Here is a 16779-nt window from a genome sequence, read left to right on the forward strand (position 1 = left end):
GTTCCGGGTGAGGCGCTGTTGCCGCCGCCATGGGTTGGCTGGCGGACTTCTCAGGGGTTTTCCGGCGGGACTGTCCGGATCAGGAAAGGGACGTGCCTGTCAGAGTCGCGCGAAGCATCTTCCGCGGCGCATTGCCATAGTCCGCCACGGCATAGTGTTGGCACAGCAGGTTGTCCCACATGGCCACGGTGTTGTCGCGCCATTTCAGGCGCACCTGGTATTCCGGAATCGCGGCCTGCGAGCATAGGTAGTACATCAGGTGATGTGACTCGGGCATGAAGTCCTGGCCGTAGCGAATGTCCGTGAAGTTGAAATAGTTCACGAAGTGGGTCGTGAATGCCGAATTGACAAACAGAACCTTTTCCTGGGTTTCCGGGTGGATCAGAACGACCGGATGTTCGTTGCCCGGGTTCTTTGCTGCGGCGGCGTGGCGCTCGTCCTTCGGATACTGGGCCAGGAAGACATGTTCGGCACTGTGCTTGGCGTACAGGCCATCAATCCGTTGCTTGACGGCCTCGGGAAGGCGTTCATAGGCCATCACCATGTTGGACCAGATGGTATCGCCGCCGTTTTCCGGTCCCATTTCGCGGCGCAAGACTGCTCCACGCGGAGGGGCCTTCTTGTAGGTCACGTCCGAATGCCAGATATTCTCCCGGCTAATCTTCTCGACAAAATTCTGTTTGTTCGGATCCAGATTCCGATAGAGCATCAGAAGCTTGTTAGCGTCCGGATGGCTGGGCGCAAGCGGGTGCGCTTCGAGTTCGCCGAATTGCGCTGCAAACGCCTGCTGCTCCAGGGGCGTGATGTCCTGATCGCGGAAGAACAGCACCTTGTGCTTTAGCCACAGCGCCCGAATTTCGGCAATGAGGTCAGGATCCTGGGCGGCGTCGGCCAGGCTGATATTGCTGAGTTCAGCGCCGATGGCCGGCGTGCAAAGCTCCACCTTGATCGAATGTTGACGCACCGATGTCCGGATGATGGCTGGCGCTGTGGGGGAGGCTTGGGTAGCGCAGTTCTGCGCCGTAGTTGCTGCTGTCATAGCTGTCTCCAATCTCAGTTTTGGCCGCGGTGCGCGAGTCGTTGGCAGGCCTTGGTGGCTCGGCACGCCAGCGCATCGACGGCGCTTGATGAAATCCACTTGGATGCAGCTATGGTAGGTTTTGTCGCCCCCTTCATGATTTGCCCTGTGGGCCAAATGCTAAGCATATTGGGACACGCGGGCCAACGGCACTCAAGTGATGTCAGCCGCGGTTCACTCGGTGTCTGGCTGTGGCCATGCTCTGCCTGTAGTTGGCTACCCAATCCGATGGGGTTTTGCCGAACCCCCGACGGAACCAGCGGGAGAAGTCACCAGCGGTGGAGAATCCAAGCAGTTCGGCGACTTCGTACAGCTTGCGCGTGCTATTGGTCAGGTACTCCTCGGCGAGCTCCAGCCGCACGGCGTTGATGATCGTGGTCGCGCTCTCGCCGCTGCTTGCCAGATGCCGGTTAAGTGTGCGCCGGTTGATACCCAAATGCTGTGCGAGTCGCTCGACCGAACAAAGTCCGGTCGGCAACAGCATCCTGGCGACTTCGCGTGCTCGCTGGGTCAGATCGTCCTCGAGGCTGGCTAGCTGTACGTCAAGCCACCGCTTCACTTCCCGACTGAACTCCGGGGCGGCCGCCGGAATTGGCGTGTCCAGTTCGCGACTGCGACAGACGATCGCAGTGAATTTATTCGAAAATTCAATAGTGTGGCCGAGCACGCGTTGATGAATCTCCAGGCTGGAAGGCGCCTCATGGGTAAAGCTGACGGACACGGGGCGGAAGGTATGCCGTGTCAGGACAGTAAAGGTCCGTAGCGCAATGCCGGTCGACATCTCGATGGCCTGCCGCCAGACGCCGGGCCGTCGGAAATCCACATCGACGTGCAGCATGCCGAGATCCCCGGCATCGTCGAGCCGCAATTGCACGCCCTCGTTGTGCAGGCGCAGGTACCGGGCGGCAGCCAGCATGGCCGAGCGCAGCGTTGGTTCCTCACGGATGACCATGGCCAGCATGCCGAGGTTGGCCAGGCTTCTTCTTTCTGCCAGCAGCAGGCCAAATGCCTCCTGCCCGGACACGCGCGCTGACTCTTCGAGCAGCCAGGCGACCGAATCGGCACTGATCATGAGGTTCGGATCGTCGAGCGCCTTCGCCGGTATCTTCGCCAGCCGCAACATCCGGAACGGATCCAGGCCGACGGCTCGGGCGATGTGCTCGTAGTCGGTCAGTGTGGCCCCCCTGGTCAAATTGTGCCTGCCAGCAGCCATGTCCCAGACTCCTAAGAATTTGTCCCATCGGGCTTAGTATAGTTGGCAGCTTTGCAAGTACCTTAGTTATCGAAAACTTTGAAACGGAGGGAGACAATGACTAAGGGCACAGCAATCCACTGCGATCAAGGCCAGTCTTGGGCAGGGATTAACCTCGACGATCCACAAGCGTTCACTCACTGCTTCGCCGACGTGAACGGCATCCGCATGCACTACGTTGACGAGGGGGAGGGCCCCCTGGTCATCCTGCTTCATGGCTTTCCCTATCTGTGGTACATGTGGCGGCGGCAGATCCCGGCTTTTGTCAACGCCGGCTACCGGGTCGTAGTGCCCGACCAACGGGGATTTGGCCAAACCGACCGCCCCGATGCCATCGAAGCCTATGACATGAGTCAGGCAGCCGGCGATATGGTCGGGTTGATGCAGGCCCTGGGTGAGAGGTCCGCCGTGATCGTGGGGCACGACCTCGGCGCGTGGGTTGCCCAGACGGCCGCCATGCTCCGGCCGGATCTGTTTCGTGCCCTAGCCATGCTGAATACCCCGGTACCGCCACGCGGCAAGGTAAAACCCAGCGTCGGCTGGCAGGCCATGGCCAAGGGCAAGGTGTACCACCACATGTACTTCCAGCAGGTCGGCAAGCCGGACCGCGAATTGTCGGGTAATCCGCGCAAGACGCTGCGCAGCATCTTCTACTCGATTTCGGGGAGTGCCACTGGCGCCGAACGGTGGCGCATGCTGATCGAGCCGGGCGAGAGCATTCTTAACGCCTTCACAGAGCCGAAAGAATTCCCCGAGTGGTTGAGCGCACGCGCGCTGGACTACTACGTGGACGAATATACCCGCACCGGCTTTAGCGGTGCCTTGAATTACTACCGCTGTCGCGATCGGAGCTGGGAAATCACGTCGTTCCTCGATGGCGCCGTAGTACGCCAGCCGAGCATGTTTATTGGTGGTGCTGCCGACCCATCGCTTGAGCTGGTAGGCGATCTCTATGACCAGCTTGACGTGTATCTGCCCGGGCTGCGGAAAAAAGTTCTGCTTTCCGGCGTGGGCCACAGTGCAGCGGAGGAAAGCGTAGAGCAAGTCAACGAACTGCTCCTCGAATTCCTGGGGCAGCTAGAGGACTGAGCGTCCCGGTGCAGCCCCCTCTCTCTCATTATGGGCCCTCTCTTTCAGGCGAGGCCCTCGACTGAACTGATGAATGCCCAAGGCTCCCCAGGGAAGCCGGGCAATCGTTAGCAACCCCGCCACTGTGCCGTGCGCGCAATGGCCACAAGGAACGCTACGACAGATAGCGTTGCACCTAAGAATGGAGACAATACCGTGGCCCTCAATATTCCGGAAACAGCAAGCTACCAAGGTGCGCAACAGCGCCTATCGCGTGGCTATATATGGGTCATCTTCGCACTGACCTTCGGCCTGATCCTGTCCGACTATATGTCGCGGCAGGTACTGAACGCAGTCTTTCCCCAGATCAAGGCCGAATGGGGATTGTCTGATACCCAGCTTGGCACACTCAGCGGCATCGTCTCACTGGCCGTTGGTTTGCTGGCCTTCCCGTTGTCGTTGGCCGCGGACCGATGGGGACGAGTACGAAGCGTCATCGTGATGGCGGCGCTCTGGAGCGTCGCGACCCTGCTCTGTGGCCTGTCGCACAACTACTTCACCTTGCTGTCGGCCCGCTTTCTCGTCGGCGTTGGGGAAGCGGCCTACGCCAGCGTCGGCGTGGCCATCCTTATTAGCATCTTCCCACCGCGGTACACGTCCACGGTCACCGGCGCTTTCATGGCTGGCGGCATGGTCGGCTCGGTCATGGGGATCGGCATGGGCGGCGCACTGGCAAGCCATTTCGGCTGGCGCAGTGCCTTCGTCGGCATGGCAGTCTATGGCATTGTCCTGACCCTGCTTTATATGCTGGTTGCCAGTCCCTCACGCATTGAAGGGGAGACTGGCGGCTCTGCCGGCAATCATTCGTCTGCGCGGCCGCCAGTCAAGCGTGTGCTAAGAGACCTGTTCTCATCCCCCGCTCTGATTTGCGTCTATATCGGAAGCGGCCTGCAGCTATTCATCAACGGCGGCATGCTTGCCTGGTTACCGAGCTTCCTGAATCGAGCCTATGACATGCCGTTGAGCCAGGCCGGTGGGGTGGCAGCGATCTTTGTCCTTTGCGGTGCATGCGGCATGCCGCTTTGCGGCGCGCTGGTCGACCGTGTGGGCCGCGATTCGCCGCGACGCAAGATGTTCCTGACGATCGCTTTCAACCTGGCCTGCGCAATACTGCTCCTTACAGCCTTTCAGCTTCCTACCGGAATCACCCAACTGGTGTTCATTGCTCTGGGCCTGTTCTTCAGCGCGGGCATTGTAGGGCCGAGCGGCGCCATGGTCGCGAAGCTGACGCCCAAGGCGATTCACAGCACCGCCATGGCGACGCTTGCGCTCGCCTTCAATATCCTCGGCCTGGCGCCCGGCTCCATCGTCACCGGAGCGCTGGCAGATCGATTGGGCCTGGCACCGGCGCTGCAGCTATTGCCAATCGCAGGGATCGCATCGGCTGTCGTCCTGTTAATCGGCGTGCGTTATATGCGCGGCAACAAATGACTGTTCGTGTCAATGCGGAACTGACTGCCAGTACATGGCGTGAGTGACATGCCAGGCTGCGTGACTGATTCCTGGTCAGGGACGACCGGCTGCGTATCCCGATGCCGGCGGAGTCGGTCGCGGCGTGGCCGTTCGTCGGGCAGCGCCTCTACGACTTTTGAATCGATCGAACAGACCGCCGAATAGGGCAGGCCGGCTTGCCTATGCATGCCCGCAACTGGGCGAAACTACTGCTGTTGACCGGCGCGCTGTGCAGCGCGTGCGCGCACGTGGGGCCGGACTACCAACAACGTGCGGGTGCAGGACGCGCGCCTGCAGCAGCTGATCGTGGCCTACCAGGACGCGGTGCGGCAGGCCGCGCGCGAAGCCGACGATGCCGCCAGCGGCCTGCTCAAATCGCTGGAGCGCGAAACGATCCTGCGCGAAGGCACCGTCGCCGCCAACCGTTCGTTGTCGCTGGCCAACTCGCTCTATCGCGAAGGCTATTCCGATTTCCAGCCCGCGCTCGACGCGCAGCGCGCGCTGGCGGCGCAGCAGGATGCATACTCGCTCGGCCGCGCCTTCCTGTACGTGATGAGCTGGCTGTCGTATGTTTACTGAGGGCACCGCGATGGCATCGGCGCCGGAATGGACTGCTGGAGGTCTGAAGCGAAAATAGCCCCTCTGTATGCGAGGGGCTACTGTTTACAAGGATGTTCCCAGGCGGACCGGAAAGGCTATGCGGTTGAAGCGTTACGCTACTGCTTGTTGCCGCTATTGGCGCCGTCGGTGAACGGATCAGCCTTGCCTGCCTTCGCGCCGTCAGTAAAGGGATCAGCCTTGCCGGCCCGCGCGCCGTCAGTGTATGGGTCGGGCTTCTGGGCCGGCGCCAGGTCGGTACGGGTCGACGTCTTGGCGCCTTCCGTATATGGGTCGAATTTCCCGGCTTTCGCACCGTCCGTATATGGATCCGCTTTTCCCTTGGCCCCCTGCGTATAAGGATCCACTGACTTTTGCGCGTAGCCGGGCAGTGATAGCGATGCTCCGAAGGCCGCAACTACCGCGATAATACTCGCTCTCATTTCTTTCTCCCGTGAGGATCAACTTCGCTCAAGCGTAGTACCCGACTGGCGGGGGCGACCTGCCGTTAACTGGCCCTGCCCGAGGCTAACCGCGACGGGCTGCCTCCCCATAATAGGTCGCGCTGTGCTTGTCCGCAACGGCAATGCCTGTACCGCGCCGGCGCCGAAGGTAACGAAAACGAGTCATTGGCCGCGGGCTATGCCGGCGTACTGCCGCATCGGCGTATCGAGGCTAGGCGCGTAATGAGCCTCTCCGCCAAGTGCAAGGCTAATGGCTTCGGACGAGCGGCTCGACGTTCATAGGCATACCATGTCCCGCTGCCGGGCGCGACGCCGCTGGTGCCGGGGTCGTGCACGCTGCCGCTGCCGGGCATCATGGCCGCCATCGTCGACGAGATCGGCCATGACGTGCCCTACGGCAACGGCGGCATCCTGGTGATCAAGCGCCCGTGGCCGGCGATGATCCACACCATCTGGGGCGATCCGGAGCGCTTCAGGAAGGGCGACTTCCCCGAAGAGCTGGGCGGCAAGCTGTATCTGGCCGGCGACGTCTCGATCCGCGAGCAGCTTGGCCAGGCACGCTGGAGAGGCGGCGCGCGCAGTCGGGGCGCGCCGCGACGCTACTTAAAGCGTGCCGGCCTTCCCGGCACGCACCCGCCTTAATCTGCGTGGTTCAGCGCCAGCCGCAGGATGTCGAAGTTGCGCAGGCGCTGGCCGGCCGGCACGCTGACCTTGCGGTTGAACAGCAGCGGCACCTTCTGCTCCGACAGCCCGCCGTGCGAGCGCAGCGGGGCATCGAGGCCGCTCAGGTCGTGGCGTGCCGGCGTGGTGCCGAGCACCGTCAGCCGTTCACTGACCACCACCAGGTCGCCGATGCGGTCGGGCGGCAGCTCGAAGCGCTCGCTGGCGGCGCGCTTGTCGAGCACCAGTTCGATGCCGGGCAGTGCGGCGATGGCCTCATGCACGGCGCGCTGGTCGGTGCCGGCCGGCAGGTACACGGTCGCGTAGGAACCCAGCGCGCCGTGGTGGGCGACATAGGGATCGGTGATTGGCAGCAGCACGCGGGTGGTATCGGTGCCGAAGCGCTCGTCGAGCACCTGCTGCAGGAACAGGATGTTGGCCTTGCCGAGCGAATCGGTCTTGGCGTTCATGCCATGGTCGGCGGTGACGCCGATGACTGCGCCCAGCGCGTCCAGGCGCTGCAGATAGCTGTCCATCATCGCGTAGAAGGCATTGGCGCCGGCCGTGCCGGGGGCGTGCTTGTGCTGGATGTAGTCGGTGGTGGACAGGTACATCAGGTCCGGCCGCTCGGTTTCGAGCAGCGCCACGCCGGCGGCAAACACGAACTCGGACAGGTCCGCGCTGTAGACCGACGGCAGCGGCATGCCGACCTTGCGCAGCACGTCGTCGATGCCGTTTTCCGCGAGGTTGGCCTGGTCGGCCTTCTCCGCCGAGAAGCAGATGCCCTGCAGGCCGTGGCCCAGCAATGCGCGCAGCTTGTCCTTGGCGGTGACCACGGCAACCTTTGCCCCGGCTTGCGCCGCGGCGGCCAGCACCGTGGGCGCGCGCAGGTAGCGGGCATCGTTCATCAGCACCTCGGCGCCGGCTTCGGTGTCGTAGAAGAAGTTGCCGCAGATGCCATGCACCGACGGCGGCACGCCGGTCACGATGGACAGGTTGTTGGGGTTGGTGAAGGACGGCACCACGCAGTCGCCGGTCAGAACGGTGCCGCGTTTGGCCAGGCTGGCGAAGAAGGGCGTGACGCCGGCCTGCACCGCAAGGTTGATGTATTCCTGTTCGCAGCCGTCGATGCAGACGATGACGGTGGGGCGGGCGGGAAGCTGGTAGGTATGGCCGTTGGCCTGGATCTGGGTGCTCATGAGGTCTCTTGGTGCAGGGTTTGTGAAGGAATTTGACTGAGACCCATGCTAAGTTAAGCGATAAACTCTCACAAACGAGTTTATTTTCCAGTTTCTGTCAGGAAATCTCACAATGCCGCACAAGCTGCCCCCGCTCAACGCCCTGCGGATCTTCGAGGTGGCCGCCCGCGCCGGCAGCTATTCGGCCGCCGCGCGCGAGCTGCACCTGACCCATGGCGCGGTCAGCCGGCAGATCGAGATCCTGGAGCAATGGCTGGGGCAGCCGCTGTTTATCCGCCAGGGCCAGCGCATGGTGCCGACCGTCCACGCGCAGGCGTTCGCGCGCGAGATCAGCACGGCGTTCGACCAGATCAGCGCCGCGTCCGAGCGCTATGGCCGCATCGCCACGCGCAAGGTGGTGCGCGTCAACGCGCCGGCCACCTTTGCCATGCGCTGGCTGATCCCGCGGCTGGATGACTTCCGGCGCGCGCAGCCGGAGGTCGACGTGCGCGTCTCGACCGCCTTCAGCAATGAAGCAGGCTTCAACGGAACCTTCGACGTGGCCATACGGCGCTCGCTGGAGCGCGGCGAGCAGTTCGAATCGGTGCCGGTCTTCTCGGAGTACCAGACCGTGATCGCCAGTCCGGCACTGCTGCGGCAGTTGCCGCTGCAAGGCGTGGAAGACCTGGTGGAGGGCGTCTTCCTCTATACGGAAACGCGGCCGGGCAGCTGGGAGTCGTGGCTGCAGCAGGCCGGGCATGCGTCGCTGCTGCCGGTGCGCACGCTGCGCTTCGACCATTTCTTTGTCACGCTGCAGGCGGTGGCAGACAGCCTGGGCTTTGCCATCGGCACCTTTCCCACGCTGGAGGCGGACCGCGCCAGCGGACGCATCGCTACGCCGTTCGGCGCGATCCGCGCGCCGGGCAACACCTACCATGCGCTGGTGCCGCGCGATGCCGACAAGCCGCTGCATCTGCGCGCCTTCCTGGAATGGCTGCATCAGCAGGGCGCGGCTGCCGGGGAAGGGTAAGGCGGGGCGCCCGCGTGTGGTGTGTGTCGTGATGCGTGGCGTGGCCCGCGCTGCGGGCCCACGCCGGCGCGCGCTCAGGCGCCGTCGAGGAACATGCTGCGCTGGCCCAGGCGCGTGCCGAGCGCATCGGGTGCCAAGCTCATGCTGGCGGGGTCCACTGCCGACACCGTGCCGCCTGCCAGCGACGGATCGGCGGGCACCGGCGCCATGCCGGGCTGTGCCGGCGGCACGGGGGCCTGCGCATAGCTGTCGGCTGGGACCGGGGCCGCCGGCGCCACCTGGGCCGAGGCGGCCGACGGCGCCGCGGGCATCGCCTGCACCGGCTGCGCGGATTGCGTCGGCGGGGTGGACGGCATCGGCTGCATCGGCTGCGTCATCGGCATCGGCTGGCTTGGCTGCAGCGGCTGGGCCTGCTGCGCGAACAGCGGATAAGACGCGATCATCGCGCCAGCCATGACCAGGGATTTCGCCAGATGTTGCTTCATTCGTGTACCTCCTAGAAACGCCTACAGGCAAGGAATGACCACTGTAGCGCCGGGGCACCTGACATTCTGTTTGTTTTTGCAACGGTCGTTAACCGGTCTTGCCAACGCGGCCAAGGCAGGTTATTTGCGCACGCGGGGGCTGGCAGCGCGTAACGTCATCGCCTGGCAAGGCGCTTCAGCGCGGCCGGATCCAGCAGTTCGATCTGGCGGTAGGCGCGGCGGATCAGCCCGGCGTCCTGCCACGCCTGCAAGGTCTTGGCGACGGTCTGGCGCGAGCGGCTGACCATGTCGCCCAGCTCTTCCGCGCTGATGCGCACTACGTGATCGGTGCGGTCGGCCAGCTCCAGCAGGCGCGCCGCCATGCGCGCGTCGACCGGGGCCTGCGCCGCGCTTTGCGCATGGTCGAAGGCCACCCGCAGGCGCGCGCAGATCTGCTGCACGATCAGCTGCATGCCTTCCGGGTGCGTGGCCAGGATGCGGTGGAAATCGCGCTGGCCCAGCACCAGCAGTTCGGTGTTGCCGACGGCGAAGGCGTCATGCGTGCGCGGCTTGCCATCGAGCAGCGAGATTTCGCCGAACCAGCGCCCGCGCCCGATCACCGAGTACACCGACTCGCGCCCGCCGCTGCTGACCCGGCTCATGCGCACGCGGCCCGACACCACCATGCAGAAATACGTGGGCGGGTCGCCGCGCGCGAAGATCATTGCGCCGTCGCCGAAGCGCTGGCGGCGCGCGGCATGGGCCACGGCATCCAGCACCCGCGGCGGCGCGTTGCGCAGCCAGCCGCTGGCCAGCACGCTGCGCGGCAGCGCGCGCACGGGTTGATCCGCTTCCACCGCATGCTTCATCCTGGCCTTCACCTGATGCTTCACATCGCCCTCCTTGCCGGAGCCGAGATTGTCTAACACTTAACAGACTTTGGCCCGGCGCGCCGGGACAATGCAGCGGTTCAATGACTCACTCACATGCCCCAGGGAGGCCGCACATGGCGCAAGTCCAGCTCGCCGAAACCTCACAAGACCGCGTAAAGGAACGCGTCTCCGACGCCGAATGGCGGATGCGCGTCGACCTGGCAGCCGCGTACCGGCTGGTGGCCCACTTCGGCTGGGATGACCTGATCTTCACGCATATCTCGGCGCGCGTGCCGGATGCGCCGGACCAGTTCCTGATCAACCCGTACGGCATGATGTTCGACGAGATCACCGCCTCGAGCCTGGTCAAGGTGGACCACCACGGCGAGCCCGTGCTGGACACGCCGTATGACGTCAACCCGGCCGGCTTCATCATCCACAGCGCCGTGCATGAGGCGCGTCCGGAAGTCGGCTGCGTGATGCACACGCATACCGCGCACGGCGTCGCCGTGTCCGCGCAGCAGGACGGGCTGCTGCCGATCTCGCAGCAGGCGATGTTCGCGCTGACCGGGCTGGCCTATCACGACTACGAGGGCGTGGCGCTGCGCGAGGACGAGAAGGCGCGGCTGGTGGCCGACCTGGGCCGCTGCAAGCAGATGATCCTGCGCAACCACGGCCTGCTCACCTGCGGGCGCACGGTGGCGGATGCGTTCCTGACCATGTACACGCTGGAGTCGGCGTGCCGCATCCAGATCCTGGCGCAAAGCGGCGGCACCGCGCTGACGCGGGTGCCGCCGGCCGCCAGCGCCAACATGGGCCAGCAGGCACGCCAGGCCACCAAGGGCAAGGGTTCCAACCTGGCCTGGCCCGGCCTGCTGCGCCGCCTCGACCGCATCAACCCCGACTACCGCAACTGACCATGGCCATCCTCGTCCACCTGCCGTCGTTCATGGCGGTTCCCATCACTGCGCTGCTGCGGGAAGCGGCGCCCGACATCACCGTGTGGAACGGCCGCGAGGCCGCCGTCGCGGATGAGGTCGAGGCCATCATCGCGTGGGGCCTGAAGCCCGGCGTGGTGCCGGCCTACCCGAATCTGCGGCTGGTGTGCGCCGCCACCGCCGGCGTCGACAAGCTGCTGGCCGCGCCCGACCTGCCGGCGCACATCCCGGTGACGCGCATCGTCGATCCGGGCCAGCAGGCCGGCATCGCCCGCTTCGTGCTGGCGATGGCGCTGCGCCATACCCGGTCGCTGGGCCTGTACGCCGAGCAGCAGCGCCGCGGCGAATGGAAGCGCCACGCGGGGCGCGATGCCGCGCAGTGCCGCGTGGGCGTGCTGGGCCTGGGCGAGATCGGCAGCGAGGTGGCGCGCATGTTCGTCGCCATCGGCTACCCGGTCAGCGGCTGGAGCCGCGCCGCCAAGCACCTGCCAGGCGTGACGGATTTCACCGGCGACGACGGCCTGGACGCCATGCTGGCGCAGAGCGATATCTTGGTCTGCACGCTGCCGCTGACGCCGCGCACCGAGGGGCTGCTCGACCGCCGCACCTTGTCGCGCCTGCCGCGGGGTGCCTACCTGATCAACGTCGGCCGGGGCGAGCATGTGGTCGAACCTGACCTGGTCGCGCTGATCGACGAAGGCCACCTGGCGGGCGCGGCGCTGGACGTGTTCGCCAAGGAGCCGCCGGCAGCGGACGACCCGGTCTGGAACCATCCGCGCATCGAAGCGACGCCCCATATCGCGGCCGATCCGTCGTACCCGCTGGTGGCGCGGCAATGCCTGGACAACCTGCGGCGCGCGCGAGAGGGGCGCGCGCTGCTGAACCTGGTCGACCGGCAGGCCGGATACTAAGTCACGGTCGCTAGGTCACGGTCACATCGGCCGTGCCTGCCGCTACTTCCAGCAGCCGCGTGCCGGCGGTGGCCGGCAGCGCCGGCGCCGTGCCGCCGGCGAGCGGCTTCAGGGTGTGGAAGGTGCAGCTCAGCTTCTGCGGCGTCAGCGTGACCAGCGCATAGCCCTCGGCATTGGTGTCGGCATGGCGCAGCCACGGGTTGAAGGCGCGCAGCGTGGCATCGAAGGTATTGACGAGGGTGCCGCCGACGTTGCTGTAGATCAGCTCGCGCAGCGCGGCAAAGGCCGCGTCGGTATCGACTACGGTGCGGAAGGAACTGAGCAGCGTGTTGCTCGACAGCCCCGCCGTGACCAGGTCCACCATCACCGGCGCCGGAGCGGCGGCATCGTAGTCGTCCATCACCTGTCCGCCGAAGAACGCGTGGATATCGCCGCTCAGCGCTACCACGTTGCGGATGCCGTTGGTCTTCAGGAACGCCATCAGGTTCTTGCGTTCGGCGTTGAAGCCATCCCACTGGTCGGCATTGAGGATAAAGCGCTCGAGCAGCGTAATCGCCGGCAGCCGGGCCTCGATCAGCGGCTTGATGCTGGCGTCGAACGCGGCGCTGTCGATGCCGGCCTGTACCAGCACGTTGCGCAGCGCGGTATAGGCGAGGTTGGCATAGGTGCCGGCGGTGCGCGCCGCGCGCAGGTCGTCGGCCAGTGCATTGGCGATTGCCGTCTCTAGCGAGGCCAGCGCGTTGTTGGCCAGCACCAGCGCCCGTGCGATCAGCCGCGCCACCGCCTGCGGCACGTCCACCTGCATGCGCAGCAGCGAGAGCTGGTTGCCCCACAGCTTCCACGTGGTCGCGTCGGCGCCGATGCGGTCCTGCCACCAGGCGCGCTGCGTGTCGCCCAGCATCGACACCGGCGTCAGCGCGTTGCCCGCGGCCGCGATCTTCTGCGCCTCGGCCGCGGCCAGCGTTGCTGTCGGCACGAAATACAGGCTGCCGATCGAGCGGCCGACCGAGGCCTCGGGAATGATATGGTCGGCGCGGTACAGGCGCTCGTCGGTCATCAGCAGCGTGGCGAGATTGCCGAAGGTGAAGGCGCGGTAGATCTGTATGTTCTGGAACGACGGGTTGTTCTGGTCCAGCGTCACGTCGGCCGGCATGAACTCGAACCAGGCCTGGCTGGCGGCGCGCCGGCGCGCGGTGCGCGGGGTCTGGTCGTCGGCGATGTTGTAGGTCTGGCGGTCCTGCCAGCAATTGTCCGAGAACTCGTGGTCGTCCCAGATCGCGATCATCGGGAAGGCCGCGTGCAGCGCCTGCAGGCGCGCGTCGCTGCGGTAGCTGCGGTACAGGTAGCGGTAGTCGTCCAGCGTGGTGGCGTAGACGCTGCCATCCGGCAGGGCGGTGCCGTTGGGCAGCTGCAGCACGGTGTGGCGGTCCTCGACGTTGCCGGCGCGCGAGCCGCCCGGCACGGCTTCGTAGATGTAGTCGCCGACATGGACGATGAAGTCCAGGTCCTGCTGCGCCAGCTCTTCCATGCCGGCCCAGTGGTTGGCGTTCCAGTCCTGGCAGCTGACAAAGGCGAAGCGCAGCTGTGACAGCGGCGTGCCCGGCGCGGCGGCGGTGCGCGTGCGGCCCGTGGCGCTGGGGCGGTTGCCCAGCAGGAAGCGGTAGAAGTAGCGCGTGCCGGGGCTCAGGCCCGTGACCTTGTTGCGGATGGTGTAGTCCCAGTCCGGCAGCGCCATCAGCGGCTGGTTGACCAGCAGCGTCGGCGGCGCGAAATCCTGCTGCGTCGATACCTGCAGCCGTACCACGACCGGCCGCTTGCCGTTGCCCCCTTCCACCCGCGTCCACACGATCACGCTGTCGGGACGGGGATCGCCCGACGCCACGCCATGCATGAAGTTGAAGTTCTCGGGATTCCCGGTATCCGGTTCCGGCGCCGGATCGTCATCGCCACCGCCGCAGGCGCTGAGCCCGCCGGTGGCAACGGTGACGGTCAGGAAGCTTCCCCACTTGAGAAACTGGCGGCGGTCCATGGCGCTCCTCCTGTTGTTGCTGTCAGTCCATGCAGCGCGCAGCCGTGCCCGGATGCCGCTTGCGGCACCGGGTCTTCGTGGGGCGTGCTGTTTTTCTGAATCGATACTAGTGGCTGGGTCGGGCGCCCGCTGTCGGTGAGGCTCCGACATCGGTATAGGAAGAAGTCGACTGCCCGGCGGCGCCGCCGCCTCACGGCAGCGCGGCGCGCCAGCGGCGGCCGCGCACGGCGGCGAGCGCCAGGCCGAAGGCAAGCGCCACCATGGCGCTGCCCAGCCACGGTGTTTGCAGCAGCGCGCCGCGGTCCACCATCACGCCGCCCAGGCCCGCGCCAACCGCCACGCCCACGTGCATCGCGGCGACGTTGATGCCGATGCGCGCATCGGCATCAGCCGGCGACTGCCGCACCAGGAAGTTCTGCACGATCGGCGAGACCGACCAGCTGATCGCCCCCCACACCATCAGCGCGGGCAGCAGCAGCCACGGCGAGATCGCGGCCAGCGGCAGCACTGCCATCGATACGCAGAACGCCGCCGGGCAGGCCAGCAGCGCGCGCCAGGCGCCGATGCGGTCCGAACACCAGCCGCCCAGCCAGGCGCCGGTCACGCCTGCCACGCCGAAGGCTGCGTAGCAGGCGGTCAGCGCGCGCGCATCGGCGCCAAGGTGCGCCTGCAAATAGGGACTGAGGTAGGCAAAGAGCGTGAAATGCCCGCCGATCATCGCCACCGACACCAGCTGCGCGCACAGCCCGCGCGCATCGGCCAGCGCCTGCCAGTACGCGCGCAGCGAGGCGGTGCGCTGCAACGGCGAGCGCGGCAGGCCGCGCCACAGCAGCGCCGCCGGCAACAGCGCCAGCAGCGCGAGCGTGCCGAACACCGCCCGCCAGCCGGCCCACTGGTCCAGCACCATGCCGGCCGGCACGCCCAGCACCAGCGAGCCGCTGATGCCGACAAAGACCAGGCCGATGGCGCGGCCGCGCGTCGCGGGTGTCGCCAGCGCGGTGGCCAGCATCACCGCCAGCTGGATCACCAGCGCACAGCTGGCGGCCATCAGCACGCGCGCGCCGAACAGCAAGGCGTAGCCGGGGCTGGCAGCGGCCACGCCGTTGCTGAGCGCGAATACGCCGAGCGCGGCCAGCAGCAGCGTCTTGCGGTCGCCGCGCGTGAGCAGCGCCGAAGCCAGCAGGGCGGTGAGGGCAAAGATGGCGGAGAAAACGGTGGTGAGCTGCCCGGCGGTCGCCAGCGACACGCCCAGACCGGTGCTGAGCGAAGGCAGGATGCCGATGCAGATGTTCTCGGCGATGCCGGCCAGGAATACCGTTGCCGTCAGCAGATAGATGCGCCTGTCCATGATGGACTCCCGTCGGTTGGACGGCCGCGGCATTGCATCGCGGCCGTGGGTCGGCGGGTTTCGAGGCGGGGCTTCGGTTATCCCAGGAGCGGCCACCATACGACAGTCGCGGCGAACGGGCAAGAGGCTTTGCTTTCCTCTCCGGCCTGCGGGAGAGATGGCTGCATCTGCGATGCTGACTTGGCTCAAGCACCGACACGTCGTCCCCGCGTAGGCGGGGACCCAGTGGCTTTGAAGCGCTAGCGCTTCTCAAAGTCGCTGGATTCCCGCCTTCGCGGGAATGACGGAGTGGGATCTACTTGCCTGGCAAACGGTTTCCGGGACAGGCGCCGCCGTCAGTCGACGCTGATATTGTTCGCCCGTATCACCTTGCCCCACACCCCCACATCCGCGCGCACGGTCTGCGCGAACTGCTCCGCGGTCTTCGGTGGCGCCATGCCCATGTTCAACTGCAGGAAGCGCTCGCGCATGGGCGCGTTCGCCAGCAGGCGGTTCACCTCGGCATTGAGCCGCTGCACGATCGCGGCGCTGGTGCCGACGGGCGCGAACAGGCCATACCAGCTGTCGGTGTCGAAAGGATAGCCTTGCTCGGTCATGGTCGGCACCTCGGGCGTGGCCGGCGCGCGGCGCGTGCCGCTGACCGCCAGCGCGCGCAGCTTGCCGGCGCGGATCAGCGGCAGCGACGACGAGGTATCGACGAACGCCGCGTTGATCACGCCGCCCTGCAGGTCGGCCAGGATCGGCGCCACGCCCTTGTACGGCACGTGGCGCAGCCGGATGCCGGTCTGCATGGCGAGCGCCGCCATGGTCAGGTGGCCGCCCGAGCCGATGCCCCATGAGCCGTAGTCGCAGGCATCCGGGCGCTTGCGTACCTCCTCGACGAATGCCTTCAGCGTGCGTGCCGGGAAGTCCGGCGTCACCACCAGGAAATTGCCGCCCGCGCCGATCTGCGCCACCGGCAGCAGGTCGCGCAGCCCGTCATACGCCAGCTTCGGCTGCAGGGTCTGGTTGATCACCACCGCGGCGGCGTAGGTGAACAGCAGCGTGTAGCCGTCGGGGCTGGCCTTGGCCACGGCATCATTGCCGATGATGCCGTTCGCGCCCGGCTTGTTGTCGACCACAATGGTCTGGCCCAGTGCCTGGCCCAGCGATGCCGCCAGCGTGCGCGCGAACAGGTCGGTGCCGCCGCCCGGCGGAGCCGGCACTACCAGCCGGATCGGCCGGGCCGGCCAGCCGTTGCCGGCGTGCAGCGGACTGGCCGCGGCGCCCATGCCAAGTGCGATGAGCCCGCGCAGCAGCGCGCGCCGGCGCGGGTCCGTCAGTGGTGTTGCCGCAGCGGCAACGGTGCTGAGTGGCACGGCAGCTTCCATGGTGTCTC

14 protein-coding genes and 2 pseudogenes are annotated in these 16779 nt (G+C 66.1%); 7 read left to right on the forward strand and 9 right to left on the reverse strand.

Annotated features, from left to right (window positions below; genetic code table 11):
• Window positions 1-79 precede the first annotated feature (79 nt).
• A complete protein-coding gene (locus RALTA_RS19085) occupies window positions 80-1039 on the reverse strand; it encodes a TauD/TfdA dioxygenase family protein (RefSeq protein WP_012355531.1) in 960 nt (319 codons plus the stop codon).
• Window positions 1040-1241: 202 nt separating this feature from the next.
• Window positions 1242-2291, reverse strand: coding sequence for an AraC family transcriptional regulator (locus tag RALTA_RS19090; RefSeq protein WP_012355532.1), 1050 nt, complete (start codon window positions 2289-2291; stop codon window positions 1242-1244).
• 96 nt (window positions 2292-2387) lie between these two features.
• Here RALTA_RS19090 and RALTA_RS19095 point away from each other — a divergent pair, with 96 nt between their 5' ends.
• The 3 genes and pseudogenes from RALTA_RS19095 to RALTA_RS19105 form a co-directional block, all read left to right on the forward strand.
• Window positions 2388-3419: an alpha/beta fold hydrolase gene (locus tag RALTA_RS19095; protein WP_081479501.1), complete on the forward strand. Its 1032-nt coding sequence runs from the start codon at window positions 2388-2390 to the stop codon at window positions 3417-3419.
• 195 nt (window positions 3420-3614) lie between these two features.
• Window positions 3615-4889, forward strand: a complete 1275-nt coding sequence (locus RALTA_RS19100; protein ID WP_012355534.1) for an MFS transporter — start codon at window positions 3615-3617, stop codon at window positions 4887-4889.
• 270 nt (window positions 4890-5159) lie between these two features.
• Window positions 5160-5450, forward strand: a pseudogene (locus RALTA_RS19105) (TolC family protein); the annotation flags it as partial.
• 176 nt (window positions 5451-5626) lie between these two features.
• Here RALTA_RS19105 and RALTA_RS19110 read toward each other — a convergent pair.
• Window positions 5627-5950 carry a hypothetical protein gene (locus tag RALTA_RS19110; RefSeq protein WP_012355536.1) on the reverse strand — a complete coding sequence of 108 codons (324 nt, stop codon included), beginning with the start codon at window positions 5948-5950 and terminating at the stop codon, window positions 5627-5629.
• 315 nt (window positions 5951-6265) lie between these two features.
• On the opposite strand from RALTA_RS19110, the pseudogene RALTA_RS19115 reads away from it, so the two are divergent.
• Window positions 6266-6517, forward strand: a pseudogene (locus RALTA_RS19115) (acetate--CoA ligase); the annotation flags it as partial.
• Between the two features lie 92 nt (window positions 6518-6609).
• On the opposite strand, the gene phnA reads toward RALTA_RS19115, so the two are convergent.
• Window positions 6610-7830 (reverse strand): phosphonoacetate hydrolase, encoded by a 1221-nt coding sequence (phnA, locus tag RALTA_RS19120; RefSeq protein WP_012355537.1) that lies wholly within the window; start codon window positions 7828-7830, stop codon window positions 6610-6612.
• Window positions 7831-7942: 112 nt separating this feature from the next.
• On the opposite strand from phnA, the gene RALTA_RS19125 reads away from it, so the two are divergent.
• Entirely contained in the window at window positions 7943-8839 is an 897-nt protein-coding gene (locus tag RALTA_RS19125; RefSeq protein WP_012355538.1) for a LysR substrate-binding domain-containing protein, read from the forward strand.
• A gap of 74 nt (window positions 8840-8913) precedes the next feature.
• On the opposite strand, the gene RALTA_RS19130 is transcribed toward RALTA_RS19125, so the two are convergent.
• Window positions 8914-9324 carry a hypothetical protein gene (locus tag RALTA_RS19130; RefSeq protein ID WP_012355539.1) on the reverse strand — a complete coding sequence of 137 codons (411 nt, stop codon included), beginning with the start codon at window positions 9322-9324 and terminating at the stop codon, window positions 8914-8916.
• 155 nt (window positions 9325-9479) lie between these two features.
• Window positions 9480-10196 carry a Crp/Fnr family transcriptional regulator gene (locus RALTA_RS19135; protein ID WP_232347858.1) on the reverse strand — a complete coding sequence of 239 codons (717 nt, stop codon included), beginning with the start codon at window positions 10194-10196 and terminating at the stop codon, window positions 9480-9482.
• Window positions 10197-10309: 113 nt separating this feature from the next.
• Here RALTA_RS19135 and RALTA_RS19140 point away from each other — a divergent pair, with 113 nt between their 5' ends.
• Window positions 10310-11092 carry a class II aldolase/adducin family protein gene (locus RALTA_RS19140; protein ID WP_012355541.1) on the forward strand — a complete coding sequence of 261 codons (783 nt, stop codon included), beginning with the start codon at window positions 10310-10312 and terminating at the stop codon, window positions 11090-11092.
• A 2-nt stretch (window positions 11093-11094) separates the two neighbouring features.
• Window positions 11095-12024 carry a 2-hydroxyacid dehydrogenase gene (locus tag RALTA_RS19145; RefSeq protein ID WP_012355542.1) on the forward strand — a complete coding sequence of 310 codons (930 nt, stop codon included), beginning with the start codon at window positions 11095-11097 and terminating at the stop codon, window positions 12022-12024.
• Between the two features lie 10 nt (window positions 12025-12034).
• Here the strand turns inward: RALTA_RS19145 and RALTA_RS19150 are convergent, their stop codons facing one another.
• The 3 genes from RALTA_RS19150 to RALTA_RS19160 form a co-directional block, all read right to left on the reverse strand.
• On the reverse strand, window positions 12035-14053 hold the full coding sequence (locus RALTA_RS19150) for an alkaline phosphatase D family protein (RefSeq protein WP_012355543.1): 2019 nt from the start codon (window positions 14051-14053) through the stop codon (window positions 12035-12037).
• 190 nt (window positions 14054-14243) lie between these two features.
• Window positions 14244-15401, reverse strand: coding sequence for an MFS transporter (locus RALTA_RS19155; RefSeq protein ID WP_012355544.1), 1158 nt, complete (start codon window positions 15399-15401; stop codon window positions 14244-14246).
• 335 nt (window positions 15402-15736) lie between these two features.
• Entirely contained in the window at window positions 15737-16771 is a 1035-nt protein-coding gene (locus tag RALTA_RS19160; RefSeq protein ID WP_041232482.1) for a Bug family tripartite tricarboxylate transporter substrate binding protein, read from the reverse strand.
• Between the last annotated feature and the right edge of the window lie 8 nt (window positions 16772-16779).

Origin of the sequence: Cupriavidus taiwanensis LMG 19424, from assembly GCF_000069785.1 — a bacterium.
Lineage (GTDB): Bacteria > Pseudomonadota > Gammaproteobacteria > Burkholderiales > Burkholderiaceae > Cupriavidus > Cupriavidus taiwanensis.